22 protein-coding genes are annotated in these 22,745 nt (G+C 63.4%); 19 read left to right on the forward strand and 3 right to left on the reverse strand.

Annotated elements, in window-relative coordinates; all coding sequences use genetic code 11:
• The first annotated feature begins 4 nt into the window (after positions 1–4).
• The 19 genes from lysA (at position 5) to JOE62_RS07700 (ending at position 19,792) form a co-directional block, all read left to right on the forward strand.
• Positions 5–1,426, forward strand: a complete 1,422-nt coding sequence (gene lysA / locus JOE62_RS07610; RefSeq protein WP_204721592.1) for a diaminopimelate decarboxylase — start codon at positions 5–7, stop codon at positions 1,424–1,426.
• The gene (locus tag JOE62_RS07615) at positions 1,427–2,713 is read left to right on the forward strand and encodes a homoserine dehydrogenase (protein ID WP_204721594.1); all 1,287 of its coding nucleotides are present in this window, start codon (positions 1,427–1,429) and stop codon (positions 2,711–2,713) included.
• Position 2,714: 1 nt separating this feature from the next.
• The gene (gene thrC, locus JOE62_RS07620; RefSeq protein ID WP_204721596.1) at positions 2,715–3,815 is read left to right on the forward strand and encodes a threonine synthase; all 1,101 of its coding nucleotides are present in this window, start codon (positions 2,715–2,717) and stop codon (positions 3,813–3,815) included.
• A 131-nt stretch (positions 3,816–3,946) separates the two neighbouring features.
• On the forward strand, positions 3,947–4,879 hold the full coding sequence (gene thrB / locus JOE62_RS07625; RefSeq protein ID WP_204721598.1) for a homoserine kinase: 933 nt from the start codon (positions 3,947–3,949) through the stop codon (positions 4,877–4,879).
• Between the two features lie 334 nt (positions 4,880–5,213).
• On the forward strand, positions 5,214–7,457 hold the full coding sequence (gene rho, locus JOE62_RS07630) for a transcription termination factor Rho (RefSeq protein WP_204721600.1): 2,244 nt from the start codon (positions 5,214–5,216) through the stop codon (positions 7,455–7,457).
• Positions 7,458–7,645: 188 nt separating this feature from the next.
• Positions 7,646–8,719, forward strand: a complete 1,074-nt coding sequence (gene prfA / locus JOE62_RS07635) for a peptide chain release factor 1 (protein WP_204721602.1) — start codon at positions 7,646–7,648, stop codon at positions 8,717–8,719.
• A 7-nt stretch (positions 8,720–8,726) separates the two neighbouring features.
• A complete protein-coding gene (gene prmC, locus JOE62_RS07640; protein WP_204721604.1) occupies positions 8,727–9,584 on the forward strand; it encodes a peptide chain release factor N(5)-glutamine methyltransferase in 858 nt (285 codons plus the stop codon).
• A gap of 35 nt (positions 9,585–9,619) precedes the next feature.
• Positions 9,620–10,303, forward strand: coding sequence for an L-threonylcarbamoyladenylate synthase (locus JOE62_RS07645; RefSeq protein WP_128470606.1), 684 nt, complete (start codon positions 9,620–9,622; stop codon positions 10,301–10,303).
• Entirely contained in the window at positions 10,300–11,421 is a 1,122-nt protein-coding gene (locus JOE62_RS07650; protein WP_204721606.1) for an MraY family glycosyltransferase, read from the forward strand. Before JOE62_RS07645 ends, JOE62_RS07650 begins: the two co-directional genes overlap by 4 nt.
• Positions 11,422–11,591: 170 nt before the next feature.
• Positions 11,592–12,026 (forward strand): hypothetical protein, encoded by a 435-nt coding sequence (locus tag JOE62_RS07655; protein WP_141358524.1) that lies wholly within the window; start codon positions 11,592–11,594, stop codon positions 12,024–12,026.
• A gap of 284 nt (positions 12,027–12,310) precedes the next feature.
• Positions 12,311–13,102, forward strand: coding sequence for a F0F1 ATP synthase subunit A (atpB, locus tag JOE62_RS07660; RefSeq protein ID WP_083515384.1), 792 nt, complete (start codon positions 12,311–12,313; stop codon positions 13,100–13,102).
• Positions 13,103–13,208: 106 nt separating this feature from the next.
• On the forward strand, positions 13,209–13,421 hold the full coding sequence (locus JOE62_RS07665; protein WP_038990456.1) for an ATP synthase subunit C-like protein: 213 nt from the start codon (positions 13,209–13,211) through the stop codon (positions 13,419–13,421).
• Between the two features lie 80 nt (positions 13,422–13,501).
• Complete coding sequence (locus JOE62_RS07670; protein ID WP_038990457.1) at positions 13,502–14,056, forward strand: F0F1 ATP synthase subunit B; 555 nt, start codon at positions 13,502–13,504, stop codon at positions 14,054–14,056.
• Complete coding sequence (locus JOE62_RS07675) at positions 14,056–14,868, forward strand: F0F1 ATP synthase subunit delta (RefSeq protein WP_038990459.1); 813 nt, start codon at positions 14,056–14,058, stop codon at positions 14,866–14,868. The genes JOE62_RS07670 and JOE62_RS07675 overlap by 1 nt, the downstream gene beginning before the upstream one ends.
• Before the next feature lie 126 nt (positions 14,869–14,994).
• Positions 14,995–16,632 carry a F0F1 ATP synthase subunit alpha gene (gene atpA, locus JOE62_RS07680; RefSeq protein ID WP_204721608.1) on the forward strand — a complete coding sequence of 546 codons (1,638 nt, stop codon included), beginning with the start codon at positions 14,995–14,997 and terminating at the stop codon, positions 16,630–16,632.
• A 76-nt stretch (positions 16,633–16,708) separates the two neighbouring features.
• Positions 16,709–17,602, forward strand: coding sequence for a F0F1 ATP synthase subunit gamma (locus JOE62_RS07685; protein WP_204721610.1), 894 nt, complete (start codon positions 16,709–16,711; stop codon positions 17,600–17,602).
• 35 nt (positions 17,603–17,637) lie between these two features.
• Positions 17,638–19,083, forward strand: a complete 1,446-nt coding sequence (gene atpD / locus JOE62_RS07690; protein ID WP_038990465.1) for a F0F1 ATP synthase subunit beta — start codon at positions 17,638–17,640, stop codon at positions 19,081–19,083.
• Between the two features lie 2 nt (positions 19,084–19,085).
• Positions 19,086–19,355 (forward strand): F0F1 ATP synthase subunit epsilon, encoded by a 270-nt coding sequence (locus JOE62_RS07695; protein WP_038990466.1) that lies wholly within the window; start codon positions 19,086–19,088, stop codon positions 19,353–19,355.
• Between the two features lie 8 nt (positions 19,356–19,363).
• Complete coding sequence (locus JOE62_RS07700) at positions 19,364–19,792, forward strand: DUF2550 domain-containing protein (RefSeq protein WP_066137627.1); 429 nt, start codon at positions 19,364–19,366, stop codon at positions 19,790–19,792.
• Positions 19,793–19,851: 59 nt separating this feature from the next.
• On the opposite strand, the gene nagA is transcribed toward JOE62_RS07700, so the two are convergent.
• The 3 genes from nagA to nucS form a co-directional block, all read right to left on the reverse strand.
• Positions 19,852–21,060, reverse strand: coding sequence for an N-acetylglucosamine-6-phosphate deacetylase (gene nagA, locus JOE62_RS07705; protein WP_204721612.1), 1,209 nt, complete (start codon positions 21,058–21,060; stop codon positions 19,852–19,854).
• An 85-nt stretch (positions 21,061–21,145) separates the two neighbouring features.
• Positions 21,146–21,892 carry a DUF4126 domain-containing protein gene (locus JOE62_RS07710; RefSeq protein WP_204721614.1) on the reverse strand — a complete coding sequence of 249 codons (747 nt, stop codon included), beginning with the start codon at positions 21,890–21,892 and terminating at the stop codon, positions 21,146–21,148.
• Positions 21,893–22,011: 119 nt separating this feature from the next.
• Complete coding sequence (nucS, locus tag JOE62_RS07715; RefSeq protein ID WP_038990509.1) at positions 22,012–22,707, reverse strand: endonuclease NucS; 696 nt, start codon at positions 22,705–22,707, stop codon at positions 22,012–22,014.
• Between the last annotated feature and the right edge of the window lie 38 nt (positions 22,708–22,745).

Genomic DNA, 22,745 nt, shown 5'->3' on the forward strand with positions numbered 1-22,745 from the left:
CCCTATGGCCGTATCGCCGCTAGCCCCGCAATGGCTGCACTTCCCGGAAAACATCAACGCGCTTCGTCAGATCGAGTGGGCTTCGGGGGTTTCCCGCGAGGCTGGCGGCGAACTGTCCATCCAGGGCCTTCCCGTCTCGACACTGGCAGGCGAATTCGGCACCCCATTGTTCGTGCTCGACGAGAACGACTTCCGTGCCCGCGCGCGCGGATTCAAGACCGCCTTCGATGAGGCGTTCAAGGATCTGTGCGGGGGAGTCGACGTCTACTACGCCGGCAAGGCGTTCTTGTGCACCGAGGTGGCCCGCTGGGTGACCGCCGAGGGCTTGCGCCTTGACACCTGCTCCGGCGGCGAGCTGGCAGTGGCCGGCGCCGCCAAGGTGCCGGCCGCCAACCTCTCGCTGCACGGGAACAACAAGTCGGCAACCGAGATCACCCGCGCCATCGAGATGGGCGTGGGACGCCTGGTCATCGACTCGCTGGACGAGCTGGACCGGGTGATCTCCATCGCCGATGCCATGGACATGACCGCCGAGGTCATGCTGCGCATCACCCCCGGCGTGCACGCCTCTACGCACGAGGCCATCGCCACCGCGCACGAGGACCAAAAGTTCGGCCTGTCCATCCTGGACGATGCCTCCGGCAGCTCGCCGGCGCTGCGTGCGGTCGCCCAGGCGATCGAGGCTAAGAACATCAACCTGCTGGGCCTGCACGCACACATCGGCTCGCAGATTTTCGAGGCCGAGGGCTTCGCCATGGTCGCGCGCACCATGCTCGGCCTGCTGGCCCGGATCCGCGAGATCCACGGCGTTTCCCTGCCCGAGCTGGATCTGGGCGGCGGCTACGGCATCGCCTACACCTCCGAAGACCACCCCTCCACCCCGGCGAAGCTGGCGGGCCAGATGGCCGAGGTGGTCTCTGCCACCTGCGCCGAACTGGAACTGGACTGCCCGCGCATCTCCATCGAGCCGGGCCGCGCCATCGCCGGCCCGTCCACCTTCACCCTCTACGAGGCCGGCGTGCGCAAGGACGTCCAGGTGGAAGACGAGACTGGAGCGCTGCATCCGCGCCGCTACATTTCGGTGGACGGCGGCATGAGCGACAACCCTCGTCCGGTGCTCTACGACGCGCAATACACCGCCGCGCTGGCCAGCCGTATGACGCAAAGCGACGCAATTATTTCTCGTGTAGTTGGGAAACATTGCGAGTCAGGTGACATAGTCGTGAAGGACGTTTACCTGCCCGAGGACGTGGCGGCCGGCGATTTGCTCGCCGTTCCGGCCACCGGCGCCTACTGCTGGGCGTTGTCGAGCAACTACAACTACCTCACCCGTCCCGCGGTGGCAGCTGTACGCGATGGCCAAGCCCGCCTGATCGTGCGCAGGGAAACGGAAACAGACTTGTTGGCCCGCGACATGGGAGTTTAATTGAGCGGCGAAAAGAACCTGAAGGTAGCCCTGCTGGGTTGCGGCACCGTCGGGGCCCAGGTGGCCCGGATCCTGCTGGAAGATGCGAATGAACTGGCGGCCCGCTCGGGCGCCGGCATGCAGCTGATCGGCATTGCCGTGCGCAACCTGCATGCCAAACGCGATGCGGCGCTGCCCCAGGAGCTTTTCACCACCGACGCTCCCGGGCTGATCGCCCAGGCCGATGTGGTCATCGAGCTGCTCGGCGGCATGGAACCGGCCGGCGAATACATCGCCGCCGCGCTGTCCAAGGGCGCCAGCGTCATCACCGGCAACAAGGCGCTGATCGCGCTCAAGGGCGCCGAGCTGAACGCGCTGGCCGCCGCCAACGGTGCGCAGTTGCGCTACGAGGCGGCGGTGGCCGGGGCCATCCCGATCCTGCGCCCGATCGCCGACTCGTTGGCGGGCGACCACATCACCAAGGTGATGGGCATCGTCAACGGCACCACCAACTTCATCCTCGACGCGATGGACACCACCGGTGCCGCGTTCGACGACGTGCTGGCCGAAGCCCAGGCGCTGGGCTATGCCGAAGCCGATCCGACCGCCGACGTAGGCGGGCACGACGCCGCCGCGAAGGCGGCCATCCTGGCCTCGCTGGCCTTCCACACCACCGTGTCCTCGGATCAGGTCTGGACCCAGGGCATCACCGAGGTCACCGCCGCCGATGTCGCCGCCGCATCCGCCGCCGGCTACGTGATCAAGCTGCTGGCCATCGCCGAACGCACAGAAGCCGGGATCTCGGTGCGCGTCTACCCGGCGCTGGTGCGCCGCAGCCACCCGCTGGCCACCGTGCACGGCGCGTTCAACGCGGTGTTCGTCGAGGCCGAGAACGCCGGGGACCTGATGTTCTACGGCGCCGGCGCGGGCGGCAACCCGACCGCCTCGGCGGTGATGGGCGACGTCGTCGCCGTGGCCCGGCAGATCGCCGCTGGAGCGCCGCTGCCCAACGGCTCGGTCAGCCAGGCCCCGAGGATGCTGGACTTCGAAGCCATCGACACCCGCTACTGGATCGGCTTGTCGGTCAAGGACCAGCCGGGCGTGCTGGCGGCCATCGCCACCGTCTTCGGCGAGCACGGGGTCTCCATCGAGTCGATGAGCCAGCAGGTCGACGCCGAAGCCGGCGCGCAGCTGCGCATCCTGACCCACCAGGGCACCGAAGCTGCCCTGGCCAGCACCGTCGAGGCGCTCACCGCGCTGGACGCGGTGCACTGTGTACTATCCGTTATGCGAGTTGAAGGAAACTAACGTGGCTCACCAGTGGCGCGGAGTGATCCGCGAATACGCCGATCGCCTGCCAGTCGACGAAAACACCAAGGTCATCACGCTCGGCGAGGGCGGCACCCCGTTGGTCTACGCACCGGCGCTGTCGGCCCATACCGGCAACGAGGTGTACCTGAAAGTCGAGGGCATGAACCCGACCGGCTCCTTCAAGGACCGCGGCATGACCATGGCGATGACCGCCGCGGTCGCCGCCGGCGCCAAGGCAGTGGTGTGCGCCTCCACCGGCAACACCTCCGCCTCGGCTGCCGCCTACGCCACCCAGGCCGGGCTGAAGTGCGCCGTGCTGGTACCGGACGGCAAGATCTCCATGGGCAAGATGTCCCAGGCGATCGCCCACGGCGCAGACATCATCCAGATCGACGGCAACTTCGACAACTGCCTTGAGGTCGCCCGCAAGCTCAGCGAGAACTACCCGGTATTCCTGGTCAATTCGGTGAACCCTGCGCGTATCCAGGGCCAGAAGACCGGCGCCTTCGAGGTCGTGGACTTCCTGGGCGATGCACCTGACTACCACCTGCTGCCGGTAGGCAACGCGGGCAACATCACCGCGTACTGGAAGGGCTACAAGGAGTACTCCACGCAGTGGACCAACGAGGCCGGAAAGGTCCTCGAACCGGTATCCACCAAGAACCCGATCATGTGGGGCTTCCAGGCAGCTGGCGCCGCTCCGATTGTTGCCGGGCACCCGATCACCGAACCGGACACCATCGCCACCGCGATCCGCATCGGCAACCCGGCTTCCTGGGAACAGGCCGAAGCAGCCCGCGACGAGTCCGGCGGCCAGATCGACTCGGTCACCGATGAGCAGATCCTTGAAGCCCACCGGTGGCTCTCCTCGCGCGAAGGCGTGTTCGTGGAGCCTGCTTCGGCAGCCGGCGTGGCCGGCCTGCTCAAGCACCACGCAGCGGGCAACGTCCCGACCGGCAGGAAGATCGTGATCACCGTAACCGGCCACGGCCTGAAGGATCCGGACTGGGCCCTGAAGCAGGCCGACGGCTCGGACGTCGCACCAAAGAAGGTGGCCTTCGACGTAGTCGAGGTCGCCGGCGCCCTGGGCCTGGCCTAAACGCCTTCGGCCAGAATTCTTCTGGCCAGCCAACGGCCCGCCGCGCCAATGGCTCTCCCGGAAACGGGGGAGCCGGCCGTGGCGGGCCGTTGTGCATCCATCATCTATCGCACCGAAATCTTGAAGGAACCATGACGCAGCAGATCGCCCTGGGCCAGAAGTTGATCGTTTCCCCTCCGGCCACCTCCGCCAACCTCGGTCCCGGCTTCGATTCGCTGGGCCTGGCCCTGGAATACCGCGACCGCCTTGAGGTGGGCACCGCGCACTCCAGCCGCGTCGAGATTTTCGGTGACGGGGCCGATGAGCTGCCACGCGATGAATCCCACCTGATCATCAAGGAAATGCACCGCTACTGGAAAGACGCCGGCTTCGCCCCGGTAGGCGTGGAACTGGTGGCGCATAACCGCATTCCGCATGCTCGGGGCATGGGCTCGTCCGCAGCGGCGATCGTTGCCGCCTATGCTGCGGCCGACGCGCTGCTGCCAGCAGAGGCACGTCGTGGAACCGAATCAATCTTCCAGGCCGCGGCCGCGTGGGAAGGCCACCCGGATAATGTGGCCCCTGCGGTCTTTGGCGGTTTGAGCATTTCTGCCACGAATCCCGATGGCAGCTTTAGCTCCGTGCAGGTGCCATTGCACCCGGATCTGCGTGCGGTGCTGGCCATCCCTTCCAACGGGCTGTCCACCGAAGTGGCCCGTGGTGCACTGCCCTCGCACATCGAGCATGCGGTGGCCGCGGCGAACAGCGCTAGTGCCGCCTTGCTGATCCACGCTTTGAGCAATGACCCAAGCCAGCTGCTGGGCGGCACCAAGGACTACCTGCACCAGGATTACCGGGCTGCGGCCATGCCGCAAAGCGCCGCACTGATTGCCAAGCTGCGCGATGCCGGATTGGCCGCAGTGGTTTCCGGTGCCGGCCCAACGGTGATGATCCTGGTATCCAGCGAGGACCAGGTAGCTGCCGTGCAAGCGGTGATCAACGAATTTTCTGCGAGTTCTTCAGTGTCTTGGCGTGCTGAAGTTCCCAAGCTTGCCTCTAACGGTGTTACAGTAGAAGTGCTGTAACACCATGGCAGGCCGGATCGCTGGGCAGTAGCCCGGTCCGAATCATTTGTGGTCAGTGTTGATGCGGATAAATTCGGTTCTTGAACCCCATTTCATCCCTCCAGCCGCTCCGGATTTCCCTGCAGTTCGCAGCACCTTTGATATCCCGCATCCAGGTACGTCTTCGTGCCCAGGCGATATCAGTTTCTTTAATCCACCGCAGTTTTGCTCCGAATTCTGGGCTATCTTGCGGGGAGAAAGTGAAGTAGCCACGAAATCTTCGGCTACGGAACATCATTTACGGCATAGTGGGCCTGCCTGAAGCGGCCCATCCTACGAGTCAGAAGGAACTTTCGTGACCGAAACCACGAGCCTCACCGAAGGCGTGGACACCAAGACTTCCGAAAATAAGAGTGCCGGTCTGGCCTCTTTGAAGATGACCCAGCTGCAGCAGTTGGCTTCCCAGCTGGGAATTACCGGCGGGTCGCGCATGCGCAAGGCTGATCTGGTCAAGGCCATCGGCGACCACCAGCGCGGTGGCTCCGTTGCCGCCAAGGACGCCAAGGCAGCGCAGGAAGCCAAGGCCGCGCAGGAAGCGAAGTCGGCCAAGGCCGAAGCACCTGCAGTCAAGGCAGAAGCCGCCGCCGAGCCGGCCAAGGAAACCAAGGCCCGCGCACGCCGCGCCCCGAAGGCCGCAGCCAAGGAGCAGGCCGAGACCGATACCGCCGCCGCGCCGGAAACCGCCGCAGCTGCCGAAGCACCGGCGGAAAAGCCTGCTCGCGCACGCCGCACCTCGCGCCGCGTGACCGACTCCGGCAAGGTTGCCGCTGCTGCCGAAACCAAGGAAGCAGGCGCCGAGGCACCAGCCGAGAAGCAGCAGTCGACCGAGAAGCAGGCTCCAGCCGAGGAAGCCAAGGCCCCGCGCCAGCGCCGCAACTCGCGCAGCAGCAAGCCAGCTGAGCAGCCTGCAGAACAGGGCGCCGAGCCAGCCGAGGCTCCGGCAGAGAACACCGAGAACAACGGCGAAGCACGCGAAGACCGCCGCGAGCGCGGCAGCCGCCGTGAGCGTGGCAACCGCCGCGAGCGCAACAACGAGCGCAATGACGCCGCCGATTCGGAGAACGCCGAAGAGCGCACCGACCGTCGCGAAGAGCGCCGCGAGCGCAACAACGAGCGCAATGACCGGAACAACCGCCGTGATCGCAACAACGATCGCAATGATCGCAACAACGATCGCAATGATCGCAACAACGATCGAAATGATCGCAACAACGACTCGAACGACTCGGAGAACACCGAGGAGCGTTCGGAACGCAGCGAGCGCAATGACCGCCGTGAACGCCGCGAGCGCAACAATGACCGCAATGACCGGAACAACCGCCGTGAGCGCAACAACGACCGGAACAACCGCAACCGCCGCAACCGCCGCGACGACGACGAGCCGCAGCTGAGCGAAGACGATGTCGTGCTGCCGATCGCCGGCATCCTGGACGTGCTGGAGAACTACGCGTTTGTCCGCACCTCCGGCTACCTTCCCGGCCCGAACGACGTCTACGTCACGCTGGGACAGGTCAAGAAGTACAACCTGCGCAAGGGCGACGCCATCGTCGGCGCCATCCGCCAGCCGCGCGAGGGCGAGACCCCGAACCCGCGCCAGAAGTTCAACGCCCTGGTGCAGCTGACTTCCGTCAACGGCAAGAAGCCTGAAGACAACAAGGAACGCGTCGAGTTCAACAAGCTCGTGCCGCTGTACCCGACCGAGCGCCTGCGCCTGGAAACCGACCCGAAGCTGGTCGGCCCACGCGTCATCGACCTGGTCGCACCGATCGGCAAGGGCCAGCGCGGCCTGATCGTCTCGCCTCCAAAGGCCGGCAAGACCCTGATCCTGCAGTCCATCGCGAACGCCATCACGACCAACAACCCAGAGGTGCACCTGATGATGGTGCTGGTCGACGAGCGTCCCGAAGAAGTCACCGACATGCAGCGCACGGTCAAGGGTGAGGTCATCGCCTCGACCTTCGACCGCCCGGCCGATGACCACACCACCGTGGCTGAGCTGGCCATCGAGCGCGCCAAGCGCCTGGTGGAAATGGGCATGGATGTCGTGGTCCTGCTGGACTCGATGACCCGCCTGGGCCGCGCCTACAACCTGGCCGCCCCTGCCTCGGGCCGCATCCTCTCCGGCGGCGTGGACTCGGCGGCGCTGTACCCGCCCAAGCGCTTCTTCGGTGCCGCCCGCAACATCGAGAACGGCGGCTCGCTGACCATCCTGGCCACCGCCCTGGTGGAGACCGGATCCAAGATGGACGAGGTCATCTTCGAGGAATTCAAGGGCACCGGCAACATGGAGCTTCGCCTCTCGCGCCAGCTGGCCGAGAAGCGCATCTTCCCTGCGGTGGATGTCAACGCATCCTCGACCCGCCGCGAAGAGCAGCTGATGAGTGCCGAAGAGGTGCGCATCATGTGGCGCCTGCGCCGCATGCTCTCGGGCATCGATCCGCAGCAGGCGCTGGAGGTGCTCACCGGGAAGATCCGCGAGACCCAGTCCAACGCGGAATTCCTGATGCTGGTCAACAAGACCACTCCAAACAAGGATTAGCACCATCCACCGCCATGGCGTCCAGCCAGCTTGCCACCTCGGCAGCTGGCTGGACGCCATCGGCGCGTAGTGACACCTCGCACGCCGGTGACCGCCGGCGCAGCGTCTAGAATTGAATTCCAGCAGTGCCCAGGAACGCAGCAAGCGCCGGCACTGCGCGGAAAACGCCAACAAGGAAGCACACCACCATGTTCGAGTCCGTCAAGTCGCTACTAGAAGAGCATGCAGCCATCCAGGCGCAGCTCTCGGATCCAGCGGTGTACGCCGACCAGGCGCTGGCCCGCAAGCTCGGCCGCCGTTCGGCCCAGCTGAACGGCATCGTCGAAGCCTACAACAAGTGGAACACCGCCACCGAGGACCTGGAAGCCGCCAAGGAAATGGCCGACGAGGATCCGGACTTCGCCGAAGAGGTCGAAACCCTGACCGCCGAGCTGCCGGCGCTGGAGGAGAAGCTGCGCCGCCTGCTGATCCCGCGCGACGAGAACGACGGCCGCAACGTGATCCTCGAAGTTAAGGGCGGCGAAGGCGGCGACGAAGCGGCGCTGTTCGCCGCGGACCTGCTGCGCATGTACACCCGCTTCGCCGAGCACAAGGGCTGGAAGGTCGAGATGATCTCCTACAACGAGTCCGACCTCGGCGGCTACAAGGACGCGCAGGTGGCCATCAAGGGCAACTCCAACGAACCGGCAGAAGGTGTCTACGCCCAGCTGAAGTTCGAGGGCGGCGTGCACCGCGTGCAGCGCGTGCCGGTCACCGAATCCCAGGGCCGCATCCACACCTCGGCCGCCGGCGTGCTGGTGCTGCCCGAAGTGGACGAGCCCGAAGAAGTCGATATCCACCAGAATGATTTGAAGATCGACGTCTACCGTTCCTCGGGCCCCGGCGGGCAGTCGGTGAACACCACCGACTCCGCCGTGCGCATCACCCACCTGCCCACCGGCATCGTGGTGGCCATGCAGAACGAGAAGTCGCAGATCCAGAACCGCGAAGCCGCCATGCGCGTGCTGCGTTCGCGCCTGCTGGCCCACCAGCAGGAACAGATCGACGCCGAGAACTCTGCGCAGCGCGCCAGCCAGATCCGCACCATGGACCGTTCCGAGCGCATCCGCACCTACAACTACCCGGAGAACCGCATTGCGGATCACCGCACCGGGTACAAGGCCTACAACCTGGATGCCGTGATGGACGGCGACCTGCAGCCGGTGGTCGACTCCTGCATCCAGATGGACGAGGAAGAGCGCCTGGCTGCGCTGGGCGAGTAACTGCGCCTTGGAAGAACTATCTGCCGTACGCCGCCAGGCGATTGCGGCGCTGGCCGACGCCGGGGTGCCAAGCCCCGGCGTCGACGCCGATCTGCTGCTCTGCCATGTGCTGGGCATCGACCGCGCGCAGCTGAAGCTGCGCGAGCTGCGCGGCGACGGCCTTCAGCCGGCGCACCGGGAGCAGTTCACCGAGCTGGTGGCAGCCCGGCGCACCCGCATCCCGCTGCAGCACCTGACCGGCGTCGCCTACTTCCGCTACCTGGAACTGAAGGTCGGTCCGGGGGTCTTCACCCCTCGGCCGGAAACCGAAACCGTGGTGCAGCTGGGCCTTGATTTCCTGGCGGCCCACGGGATCGGCAGCCCGCGGTGCATCGACTTGTGCTCGGGTTCCGGCGCCATTGCCGCGGCCCTGGCCAGCGAGGTGCCGGCGGCCAGCGTCTGGGCCGTGGAGCTCTCGGATGATGCCATTGGCTACACCCGGGCCAACTGCGAACCTCACGGGGTCACCGTGCTGCACCGGGACGCCACGCAGGTGCCCGCCCAGCTGGACGCCACCATGGACCTGGTGATCTCCAATCCGCCGTATATCCCGCCGAATGCGGTGCCGCGCGAGGTCGAGGTGCGCGAGCACGACCCGGAGATGGCGTTGTACGGCCTGGGGGAGGACGGGCTGCAGGTCCCGCGAGCCGTCACGGCCCAGGCCCTGAAGCTGCTGCGTCCCGGCGGCTGGTACGTGATGGAACACGCCGAAGTGCAGCGCGAGAGCGCGGCGGCGATGCTGCGCGAAGCAGGGTTCACGCAGGTTGCCGGCCACCAGGACCTCACCGGGCGCGCCCGCGCCACATCCGGCTACGCGCCCCAATAACCAAACGACACACCAGCGCATGAAAGAATGATCCCGTGAGCACAACATTTTCGGTAAGCAACGAGCAGGAACACGCTGACGGCATCGCCGCAGCCAAGGCCGCACTGGCGGACAAGCGCTGCATCGTCTTGCCCACAGATACCGTCTACGGGATTGGCGCCGATGCCTTCAGCGCCCAGGGCGTAGCGATGCTGCTGGCGGCCAAGGGCCGCAGCCGCACCATGCCGCCACCGGTGCTGATTGCCCAGACCGCCACCATGGACGGGCTGGCCCGGGACATTCCCGAGGAAGCCCGGAAGCTGGCCGAAGCCTTCTGGCCAGGCGGCCTGACCCTGATCCTGCACGCCCAGCCGTCGCTGACCTGGGATCTGGGGGAGACCCGCGGCACCGTAGCGCTGCGCGTGCCCAACGACGACACCGCCCTGGAACTGCTAGGCCAGACCGGCCCGCTGGCAGTGTCCTCGGCCAACCGCACCGGCAACGCGGCGGCGCTGGATGTCGAGCAGGCCATCGCCCAGCTGGGCGAGTCGGTGGACGTGTACCTCGACGGCGGTCCGCGCGGTGCGGCAGGCGAAGAAGTCCTGCCATCGACCATCATCGATTGCACCGGTGCGCACCTGCAGGTAGTCCGCTCGGGCGCAATTTCCATTGAGGAATTGCGCGTGGTTGTCCCTGGAATTCTCGATTTGGGACAGGACGCACCGGAAACCGGCGCATGAGAACATATGTCCTGCTCATAGCGTTCAGCTTTACGGTCTCGTTCTTGCTCACGCCGATCGTGCGCACGCTCGGCCAGCGCTTTACCGGGAACCAGCTGGTGCGCGAACGCGACCAGCATGAGAAGCCGATCGTGAAGTTCGGCGGGCTGGCAATCATCGCCGCCTTCGCCGCAGGATTATGGCTCGCGAGCAATTTCCATTTCTTCCGCGGGGTCTTCGGCAATGACGAAGCCATCCGCGGCATCGCCTACGCGCTGGGCGTCATCGTGCTCATGGGCCTGGCCGATGACATGTACGACCTGAAGTGGTGGCTGAAGCTCGCCGGGCAGATCCTGATCGGCTGGCTGATCGCCACTCACGGAATCGTCATCCAGTCGCTGCCGGTCGGTTCGTGGCAGATCGATGAGCCGTGGCTGCAGATCGCGGTGACGGTGTTCCTGATCGTGCTGACCATGAACGCGATCAATTTCTCCGATGGGCTCGACGGCCTGGCCGCGGGCCTGGCCGCAATTGGCGCGGCGACCTTCTTCGTGTATTCCTATGTGCTGGCCACGCATGTGAGCGCGGATGACTACGCGAATATCGGGGCGCTGCTCTGTGCCCTGCTGCTCGGCGCCTGCCTAGGCTTCCTGCCGCACAACTTCAACCCGGCGAATATCTTCATGGGGGAGACCGGGGTGCTGGCCATCGGCATGATCCTGTCGGTGGCCGCGATCGCGGTGACCGGGGATGTGCAGGGGCTGGAGGCCCGGCGCTTCCGCAACATCCCTGCCTACATGCCGATGCTGCTGCCGATGGTCATCGTCTTCCTACCAGTCCTGGACCTTGTGCTCTCGGTTTTCCGCAGGCTGGCCAACAAACGCTCACCCTTTTCACCGGACGCCAAGCACATCCACCACCGGATGCTGGCCCAGGGACATTCGGTGCGCCAGTCGGTGATCCTGCTGTACCTCTGGGCTGCCGTGATTGCTGTCTCAGTGGTGTCCATCGCCTTCATCCCGGTCATCCTGGTGGTGCCGATGGCCTTGCTGTTGTTTCTAGTGGCAGCGGTGGCGACCTGGCGTCCGCTGGTGATCAAGCGGGTCGATGCCCTGCGCAAGCGCATGGGCAAGGCCTAGCCCGGTTAATTAGCCAAGTGATGCATGAGCAATCTGTTTCTATCTCGTGTAGAATTCAATGTGGATCTTCTTCCTCCTGTTCTTTTCGGGAGCGGGTGGGAGTTTCAAGTTTCATCAGCATCGATGGGTGCACGATGGTCCCTCGGTGTTGACGAAGAAAGGTTGCGGACGTGAATCCTGGTTCTGCCCGCGTCAGTGCTTCGTCAGCCCCGAAATCCATCTGGCTGCCGATTCTCGGCTTGTCACTGGTGTATTCGGCGATCGCTACCGCCATTTTTTTCCTGATTTCATGGCTGGTAGCTGATCTCACCTACGCGCTTTCTGGCGCGCTGGCTGCCGGGATCGTGATCGGCTTTTTCGCAATTGGCATCCTCATCGCCGAAGCTGCCGGGCGAATCCGCCGCTCGTGGGCCATGCCCGCGTTCCTGGGCGTCTTTGTCATCAAGGTTTTCGGCATCGCCTTCGTGCTGTTGAACCTGGGGTTGCCCGAATGGGTCAACCGCCAGGGTTTCGTTCTTGCAGCAGCTATCTCCCTTGTTGCCTGGCAGGTTGGCGAGGTGCGTGCCTTCATGAAGGCACGCCTGGCTATCTACAACGAGGAATAGAGTATTCCGCCCGACTATGTGTCGGTGGGGTGCTGTGAGTTTGATAAGCTTACTTCGGGTCATTTTTGGCCGTCCGCTGAACTGCGGGTGGTTTATGCAAGATGCATCCGCGGGGAGACCCGCAGATGGATCCTCATCAGGGTTGATGCTTAGGCATGGGCCATGATGGGATCCCCGTTTGATCTTTTCTTCACACGGTGAGAGGCAGTTACCGCCAGTCACCGCCTTTTGCCCGTGACCGTTACTGCAGAGAGGACAGCGCGTTGTTCGCGTTTGCGCTCCCAATGGCCTCAGAAGAAGGCGGCTTCGTACCGCCATCCGTTTCCGATACCCACCTTCCAGATATCTTCCCTTGGATGGCGGAGTACGGCACGGGTTTCGGCAAGCAGATGCTCATGATCGTTTTGTCGATCGTGCTCATCACTTGGTTCTTCACCGCGGCCATCAAGAACCCTAAATTGGTTCCAGGCAAGATGCAGTACATCGCTGAAACCGGTTACGCATTCGTACGTAACGGAATTGGCCGCGACATCATCGGCGAGAAGAACTTCCGTCCTTGGATTCCTCTGCTGTTCGCGACCTTCTTCTTCGTACTGCTGAACAACCTCTTCGGCGCGATTCCGTTCCTGCAGCTTCCATCGTTCTCACACGCTGGTTCTGCCTACGCGATGGCTATCATCATCTACGGCACCTGGATTGCCGTAGGCCTGAAGAACCATGGTATCCGCTACTTCAAGCTGGCTGTCGTCCCGTCCGGTGTTCCGGGCTGGATCATGCCGCTGATGGTTCCGTTGGAAATCATTTCTAACTTCATCGTTCGCCCGCTGACGCACTCGCTGCGTTTGATGGCAACGATGCTGGCCGGTCACATGATCGTGATGCTGGCAGCTTCCGGTGCACGTCATCTGATCGTTGTCCAGGACTCCCTGGCCATGAACGGCCTCGGCGTGCTGGTCATCATCGGATCGGTCGCAATGTACTTCCTGGAACTTCTGATCATGTGCCTGCAGGCGTTCGTTTTCGCCCTGCTGACCGCGATCTACCTCCAAGGTGCAATTGAAGCCGACGCCCACTAGGCCAACACTTCTTTCTTCCAACCCATAAAGATCTTCCTTGAGTCGCTCAAGGAATACCTCACAACCTACCGGCAAAAGCCCGGTATCTTGAAAGGAACATAATCACATGTTGCACGGCTCCCTGAATATGATCGGCTACGGCCTGGCTGCTATCGGTTCGGCTATCGGCGTTGGCTTGATCTTCGCTGCCTACATCAACGGTGTTGCTCGTCAGCCAGAGGCTCAGCGCATCCTGCAGCCAATCGCCATGCTTGGCTTCGCACTTGCTGAAGCACTGGCCATCCTGGGCCTGGTCTTCGCCTTCGTCGTAGGCGCCTAGTCTTTTCGCAACTGTAGTGGCCTCGCCACTATCGCGAGGCGTACACAAAAGCGGAAACTAGTAGATAAGGAATAGTGAGAATGAACAGCACTGATTTCATCCTCGCTGCGAGCGAATCGGTCAACCCGCTGTTGCCGAACCCGTGGGAAATTCTCGTTACGGGTGTTGGTTTCGCGGTCCTTCTGTTCATCGTCATCAAGGTGATTGCTCCGAAGTTCGAGCAATCCTATGAAGATCGCGTCACCGCGATCGAAGGTGGCCTTGAGAAGGCTGAAGCAGCGCAGAAGGAAGCAGAGGAGACCTTGGCACTGTACAAGGCCCAGCTTCTGGAAGCACGCACCGAAGCAAACCGCATCCGTGAGGAAGCTCGTAGCGAAGGTGCTCAGATCCTCGCCGATCTGAAGACCAAGGCAACCGATGAGGCAGCTCGCATCACCGAGCAGTCGCACCGCCAGATCGAGGCTGAGCGCGTATCCGCATTGGCTTCGCTTCGCACCGACGTGGGCGCATTGGCTACCGAGCTTGCAAGCAAGGTTGTTGACGAAGCTCTGCAGGACGATGCCCGTGCCCAGCGCGTGGTTGACAAGTTCCTGACCGATTTGGAAGCTCAGCAGAACGCAGGTGCATCGAACTAATGGCAAGTGTATCGAGCGAGTCACTGGCAAAGGCTTTGGAGTTCCTGGAACCCAAGCTGGCACTGGCATCTATTGAGCTGCCTAAGGAACTGTTCGCGGTCCTGGAAGTACTGGATGCAAATGCCGGTCTCCGCCGCGCATTGACTGACCCAGCCCGTGGGAATGCCGACAAGGCAGGCCTTTTGGCTCAGCTGCTGCGCGGAAAGGTCTCGGCTGACGCCGAGGATACCGTTGCACAGCTGGCTTCTACCCGCTGGAGCTCGGAACGCGACATTAGCGATGCGCTCGAAACGCTGGCTGTCACCGCGGTTGCCGCGGTGGCGGAACAGCAGGACGGCGCTTCGGGGCTGAACAAGCTGGAGCAGGATCTGTTCTCCTTCATCGAGGTAGTTCGTGGCAATCACGAGCTGCAGCGTGCGTTGGATGATGCACAGGCCCCAGTCGAGGCTAAGCGCGCACTCGCGTTGAAGCTCGTGCCTAACGCGTCGCAGACCTCGCAGGTTTTGATCTCCCAGGCAGTTTCGAACCCTCGCGGTTTGAAGCCGGCAGCCTTGGTTGGACGTTTCGTAGAGCTCGTGGCCAAGCGCCAGCAGCGCTGGATCGCTTCGGTGACCAGCTCCATCGAACTCTCCGAAGCCCAGCTTTCGCGCCTGGAGAGCAGCCTGAACAAGCTATACGGTCGTCAGCTCAAGCTCAACACCACTACCGACCCATCGCTGGTTGGTGGCCTGGTAGTCAAGGTTGGCGACGAAGTTGTCGACGCTTCCGTGGCATCACGCGTGGCCGAGTTGCGCCGCGCCTTGGCCAGCTAGGACTCATTGGGCGCGAGGAGCGATCCTTCGCCCGGTGTTCCTGGCTGCCAGGACCACAACAGACTTCATTCACATTCGATTCGGCCCACCGGGTCGGATCACAATTTAGGAGAGCAGGGACTGCAGATGGCCGATTTGACCATCAATGCCAACGACGTCCGCGATGCCCTAAACGAGTTCGCATCTTCCTTCGAACCGGGTAAGGCAGAGCGCACCGAGGTGGGACGCGTCGTCGCCGCGAGCGACGGCATCGCCAGAGTGGAAGGCCTTCCTTCCGTCATGGCCAACGAGTTGCTGAAGTTCGAAGATGGCACCCTGGGCTTGGCCCAGAACCTCGATACCCGCGAAATCGGTGTCGTTGTGCTTGGTGACTTCACCGGCATCGAAGCTGGCCAGAAGGTAGAGCGCACCGGCGAGATCCTTTCGGTTCCAGTCGGCGACGGCTACCTGGGCCGCGTGGTCGACCCATTGGGCGAGCCACTGGACAACCTGGGCCCAATCGCTTCCGAGGGCCGCCGCGCCCTGGAGCTCCAGGCACCAGGCGTGACCCAGCGCAAGAGCGTGCACGAGCCAATGCAGACCGGTCTGAAGGCTATCGACGCCATGATCCCGATCGGCCGCGGCCAGCGCCAGCTGATCATTGGCGACCGCCAGACCGGCAAGACCGCCATCGCGGTCGACACCATCCTGAACCAGCGTGCCAACTGGGAGTCCGGCGATCAGACCAAGCAGGTCCGCTGCATCTACGTGGCAATCGGCCAGAAGGCATCGACCATCGCTGCCGTCCGCCAGACCCTCGAAGAGCAGGGCGCCCTGGAGTACACCACTATCGTGGCCTCCCCGGCATCGGACCCAGCCGGCTTCAAGTACTTGGCTCCTTACGCAGGCTCGGCCATCGGCCAGCACTGGATGTACGGCGGCAAGCACGTTCTGATCGTGTTCGATGATCTGTCGAAGCAGGCTGAAGCCTACCGTGCAGTGTCCCTGCTGCTGCGCCGTCCGCCAGGACGCGAAGCCTACCCAGGCGACGTCTTCTACCTGCACTCCCGCCTGCTTGAGCGTTGCGCCAAGCTGTCGGACGACTTGGGTGCAGGCTCGATGACTGGCTTGCCAATCATCGAAACCAAGGCCAACGACGTGGGCGCGTTCATTCCGACCAACGTCATCTCGATCACCGACGGCCAGATCTTCTTGCAGTCGGACCTCTTCAACGCCAACCAGCGTCCAGCTGTCGACGTGGGTATCTCGGTATCCCGTGTTGGCGGTTCGGCACAGGTCAAGGCCATGAAGAAGGTTTCCGGTACCTTGAAGCTGGAACTGGCCCAGTACCGCGACATGCAGGCATTCGCCATGTTCGCTTCGGACCTGGATGCCGCTTCCAAGCAGCAGCTGACCCGTGGCGCACGCCTGATGGAACTGCTCAAGCAGGGCCAGTACACCCCGTACCCGGTTGAGGACCAGGTCGTTTCGATCTGGGCCGGCACCAACGGCTACCTGGACGATGTCCCGGTTGAGGATGTACGCCGCTTCGAGGGCGAGTTCATCGAGTACCTGCGCCACCGCACCGACGTGCTGACCGTGATTGGCCAGACCGGCAAGCTGGAGAACGAGACTCTGGAAGCCATGAAGACCGCTGTTGCGGACTTCAAGGCCGGCTTCTTCGGCGAGGGCGACGACAAGCTTGTCGCAGCCGGACACGAAGAGCATGACGCTCTCGATTCCGATTCCGTTGACCAGGAACAGATCGTCAAGCAGAAGCGCTGACATTCTCCTTGCCAAGGGGGAGCGGCGCCGGTAACGGCGCCGCCCTCCCAAGGCAGGGGATAAGGAAAGGACACACATGGGAGCCCAGATTCGGGTCTACCGCCAGAAGATCGGATCGACTAAGTCGATGCGCAAGATCTTCAAGGCGATGGAACTGATCGCTGCATCCCGCATTGGTAAGGCACGTTCGCGTGTCTCGGCCTCGCTGCCGTATGCCAATGCGATTACCCGTGCAGTAACCGCCGTCGCGTCCCAGGCCGATGTCGATCATCCACTGACCACCGAGCCGGCGCAGGTACGCCGTGCCGCGGTCTTGGTGATGACTTCGGACCGAGGACTTGCCGGGTCCTACTCCGCCAGCGTTCTGAAGCAGGCAGAGCACCTCGTGGAACTCCTGCGTGAAGAAGGCAAGGAAGTCAAGACCTACTTGGTCGGCCGCAAGGCCCAGGCTTACTTTGATTTCCGCTCACGCGAGTATGCACGAGTGTGGACCGGGGAAACCGATTCCCCGCGTTTCGAAACCGCACGCGAGCTGCGCGATGTCCTCCTGGAGGACTTCGACACCGACTTCGAGCAGGGAGGCGTGGACGAGATCCACGTCGTCTACACCCAGTTCAAGTCGATGGTCACGCAGGAACCGACGGTCATCCGTCTGTTGCCGTTGGAGGTTGTCGAGGACGAGTCCGAGACCCCGGCCGACGAGCTGTTGCCACTGTACGAGTTTGAGCCATCGCCGGAGGAAGTGCTTGATGCACTGCTGCCGCGCTACATCGATTCTCGACTGTTCAACTGCCAGCTGCAGTCTGCTGCCTCCGAGCTCGCTGCCCGCCAGCGCGCCATGAAGGCAGCAGGCGACAACGCTGGTGAACTGATCAAGAAGTACACCCGATTGCTCAACAATGCCCGTCAGGCTGAAATCACCCAGGAGCTTTCGGAAATTATTGCTGGCGCCGACGCGCTGAACAGCTAATTTCCGAGATTCCGACCAGACAAGAAGTGAGAAAGATGACTGCCCAACTCAACGAGCAGGTTACCGCAGGGGCCATTGGTCGCGTCGCGCGCGTGACTGGCCCGGTCGTGGACGTCGAGTTCCCAGCCGACGCACTGCCTGCTATCTACAACGCACTGACCGCTGAGCTGACCCTCAACGGCGAAACCAAGAAGATCACCTTCGAGACCAGCCAGCACCTCGGTGAGGGCCTGGTCCGCGCAGTATCGCTGCAGGCCACCGACGGCCTGGTCCGCGGCGCTCAGGTTATCGATACCGGCGCTGCCATCTCCGTCCCAGTTGGTGACGGCGTCAAGGGCCACATCTTCAACGTGCTGGGCGATGCCCTGGACGTTGACAACTCGGAGATCCAGGTTTCCGAGCGCTGGCCAATCCACCGCGAGGCACCGAAGTTCTCGGAGCTCGAGGGCTCGACCGAGATGCTGGAAACCGGCATCAAGTCGATCGACCTGCTGACCCCTTACATCAAGGGCGGCAAGATCGGCCTGTTCGGCGGCGCCGGCGTGGGCAAGACCGTGCTGATCCAGGAAATGATCACCCGTGTGGCACGCAACTTCGGTGGTACCTCGGTATTCGCCGGCGTGGGCGAGCGCACCCGTGAAGGCAACGACCTCTGGGTCGAAATGGACGAAGCCAACGTGCTCAAGGACACCGCCTTGGTGTTCGGCCAGATGGATGAGCCACCAGGCACCCGTCTGCGCGTGGCACTGTCGGCTCTGACCATGGCGGAATACTTCCGCGATGTGCAGAACCAGGACGTGCTGCTGTTCATCGATAACATCTTCCGCTTCACCCAGGCCGGTTCCGAGGTGTCGACCCTGCTGGGCCGCATGCCGTCGGCCGTGGGTTACCAGCCGAACTTGGCCGATGAAATGGGTCTGTTGCAGGAACGCATCACCTCGACGAAGGGTCGCTCGATTACCTCGATGCAGGCTGTCTACGTCCCGGCCGATGACTACACCGACCCGGCTCCAGCAGCAACCTTCGCCCACCTGGATGCAACCACCGAGCTGTCGCGTGAAATCGCGTCGCGCGGCCTGTACCCGGCAATCGATCCGCTGACCTCGACCTCGCGAATCCTGGATCCGCAGTACATCGGCCAGGATCACTACGATGTAGCCATCCGCGTGAAGGCTATCCTGCAGAAGAACAAGGAACTGCAGGACATCATCGCGATCCTCGGTATCGACGAACTGGGCGAAGAGGACAAGATCGTCGTTGCCCGTGCACGCCGCATCCAGCAGTTCCTGTCGCAGAACACCTACACCGCAAAGCAGTTCACCGGTGTCGAGGGCTCGACCGTATCGATCAAGGACACCATCGAAGGCTTCAAGGCTATCTGCGATGGCGACCTGGACCACATTGCAGAACAGGCGTTCTTCAACATCGGCGGTCTTGACGACGTCGAGCGCCAGTGGGCCGAAATCCAGAAGGCCAGCTAATCATGGCTGAGCTTCAGGTCGAAATCGTCGCGGCCGACCACTTCGTGTGGTCGGGCGCAGCGAAGCTGGTCAAGGCTCGTTCGGTGGACGGCGAGATCGGTGTTCTGCCCGGTCACGTTCCGATGCTGTCCGTGCTTGCCGCTGGGGACCTGGAAATCGAACCGGTTTCCGAGTCCCGCTTCTCGGTCCAGATCGATGGGGGCTTCTTCTCCGTTGATTCGGATCGCGTAGTAATCGTTGCTGACAACGCTGTGCTTGGTACCGCAGCGTAGGCGATGAATTGTTCGAGATAACCGCACCAGTTCTGATCGCGTTGCTGATCCTGATCGGCATCGCCATGTTCTTCGGGGCCATGGCCGTGCGCCGCATCCAATTGCGGCGCACGCTGGGCACCTTCGATGCATCAATCCTTGCGCCCTCGGGCAAATGGATCATGGTCATCGGCCGCTACGGCGGAGCGCATGTGGACCTGTTGCGGTTTTTCTCTGTCTCCCCGGTGCCGAGCTTCGTGATCGAGCGCCGCGGACTGGACATCACCGGAACGCGCCAGCCCACCGATGAGGAAACCTCGCGGATCCCTCCGGGATTCATCATCGTGATGCTGGTGCGCAGCGGTGAGGAACTGCTGCTGGCCATGGACTACCGTGACTACACCGGCTTCTCGGCCTGGCTCGAAGCCGGTCCGATCGCCGGAAGCTGGCAGATCTAGCACTTGAATACGCGAAGACCGCCGCTGCAGATGCAGCGGCGGTCTTCGCTTCTTAAAGGCTAGAGGTATTCCCCGTTGCGGATCGTCTGGACCAGCTGCAGTTCGGCATCGAGGACCAGCGCGTCGGCCGCGAAGCCGTAGTGCAGGGAGCCGACTTCATCGGCCAGCCCGATCAGCGAGGCAGGGATGGACGTGGCCGAGTTGACCGCCTCGACCAGCGAGACCCCTGCCTGCACCGCACGCTGGACGATCTGGAGCAACGTGCAGGTGCCGCCGGCCAGCGAATTATCGCTCGACAGCCGTGCCTGGCCGTTGGACACGGTCACCTCCTGCGGGCCGAGAGCGTACTGGCCATCGGCCAAGCCGGTGGCTGCCATGGAATCGCTAACCAGCAGGATGTTGCTTCCGCCCACCAGCCGGTAGACCAGCCGCACGGTATCGGGGGACAGGTGCACCCCGTCGGCGATCAGCTCCACGAATGCATTGCGGTTCACCGCTTCTTCCAGGCAGGCGGCCACCGGTCCCGGCTCGCGGTGGTGCAGCGAGGGCATGCCGTTGAACAGGTGGGTGACCGTCGGGCGTTCGGTGAATCCGTCCACCCCGGCGCTGCGCAGCTGCTCGCGGGCAAAGCGCAGCGAATCGGAGGCGACCTGCGCGCTGGCATCGGTATGCCCCAGCGAGGGAACCACGCCGTGGGAGACCAGCTGCTCGATGATTTCCTCGGTGCCGTCCAGCTCGGGGGCATAGGTCATGGTGCGCAGCTGGCCACGGCTGGCGGCCACCAGCTCGCTGACGAAGCCGGGATCAGGTTCCTGCAGGAAGCGCGGATCCTGGGCGCCGCAGCGGGCTTCGGAGAGGAACGGGCCCTCGGCATGGATGCCGGCAATCTTCCCGGCCTCGGCCAATTCGGCGAGCAGCTCGGCGGCCTCGATCATCGACGACGGCTCAGCGGTGACCAGCGAGGCGAGCAGCGTTGTAGTGCCCGAACGGTGCAGGTACTCGATGGCTTCGGTGACGCTCTTGTGATCCGTCGCCGAGAAATCCGCGCCGAGGGCGCCGTGGCAGTGCAGGTCAATCAGGCCCGGGATGATGATGGATCCCGGGGCCACCTCGCGCACCGGGTAGTCGGAGGCGTCGGGCAGGGCGGTGAAGTCATCGCGGTTGCCGGCAAAGCGGATGCGGTCTCCCTCGACGGCGAGCACGCCATCGGTGACCTTGAGACCATCGGAAATCAGGGTGGCGAACAAAGCGTAGCGCGTCGTAGTCATGTTCCCAGCTTAGAAGAGAGAAGGCATCCAGTCATCGACTTGGCGGATTATTCTCGCAGCGACGTGGAGGGCCGGCGCCATGCGCTCAGCCGCCTTTAGCGGCAGGATCCGGGTTTCCCGGTTCGGTGCCGGAGGCAATGCGCTTCAGCGATTGCCAGGCGCTGGCTTTTCTGCCGGTGTCGCTCTGCGCTTCGCGCACGGCCCGTGCGGCGGCCTGCTTGTCCGTCGCGTTGCCGAATTTGCTCTTCAGCGAGCGGTAGGCCTTGCGGAACATCCGGTAGAGGAGGAAACCTATCGCCACGGCAGCCAGGCCGAGCAACGCGGCCAGCACCGGAATCAGCACCGCGGCGAGGACGAGCACCAGCGCACCGAAATCCTCGATCAGGCTGCGCACCCATTGGGTCACTGGTTCGGGCACGACGTTGGTTGCCGCGGTCAGCGATGATTTGCCCAGGCTCACCGACAGCGCGGATCCCGCACCGAGCAACCCGGTCACCACGGCAACTTCCGCTCCCGAGTTTGCCCCAAGCCCAATGCCTACCAGCGCTCCGAAGACCGGGCGCAGCCATACGGAGACCGTTTCCATGGACAAGTTCAGGAAAGGGATCTTGTCCAGGCCCGCTTCGCCAATGGCCAGCACCGCGCAAATCGCCAGAACCCAAGGATTGCTGATGCTCTCGGGGATCTGCCGGGCGGCCGAGGCAATCATCTCTGGTGCGGTGTCGGGAATTGCGAGTCCCGCAATGCCGAGCGCCAACACGGTGAAGTAGGGCCGCAGTCCGGCAGCGGAACCGCTGCCAATGGCCATGAGCGAAGCTGTCAGCGGATCCAATGGTCCTCCCGGCAAAGCTGGCTGGTGCCGTGCGGCCCCAAGCGCATTTGGTTGAGGAGATCAGATTAGCAGTCGGCAGGCAGCTCCGGGACTCGTAGCGCGTGGGGCAGGACTCTGCGCTAGAAGAGACGTCCTGCAGAATCGTCGACACCGCGCATGGCGTCGTAGTCCAGGGTGAGGCAGCGTATGCCGCGGTCCTCGGCCAGGGTGCGGGCCTGCGGCTTGATCTGCTGGGCGGCGAAGATGCCGGTCACCGGCTTGAGCAGCGGATCGCGGTTGAGCAGGTCCAGATAGCGGGTCAGCTGTTCCACGCCGTCAATGTCGCCGCGGCGCTTGAGCTCTACCGCTACCGTGGCGCCCTTGGCATCACGGGCCAGGATGTCCACCGGGCCGATGGCGGTCATGTACTCGCGGCGGATCAGTTGGTGGCCGTCGCCGAGCAACTCGATCTGCTCGGCCAGCAGTCGCTGCAGGTCGGCCTCGACGCCGTCTTTGACCAGTCCCGGATCATTGCCCAGGATGTGGGCCGAGTCGTGCTCGAAGCTGTGGAAGTGGATGGTCAGCTTGTCATCGGTCTTGGCGCTGGCCACGATCCACGTGGCGGTGGCTCCCAAAGCGGCGGCTTCCTCGTCGGGGTCGGCCTCGCGCAGGGTCAATGGAGGATTCATCCAGTTCAGCGGCTTGTAGCTGCCGCCATCCGAGTGGATTAGAACCGATCCATCGGCCTTGACCATGATCAGGCGGGTCGCCAACGGAAGGTGGGCTCGCAGACGGCCCTCGTAATCTACTGAACACTTCGCTACCACTAAACGCACCCCACACACTTTACTAGCTGGTTGCGACTTGTGCCCTC

The sequence above is a fragment of the Glutamicibacter nicotianae genome, from assembly GCF_016907615.1.
In the GTDB taxonomy this organism is placed as follows: domain Bacteria; phylum Actinomycetota; class Actinomycetes; order Actinomycetales; family Micrococcaceae; genus Glutamicibacter; species Glutamicibacter nicotianae.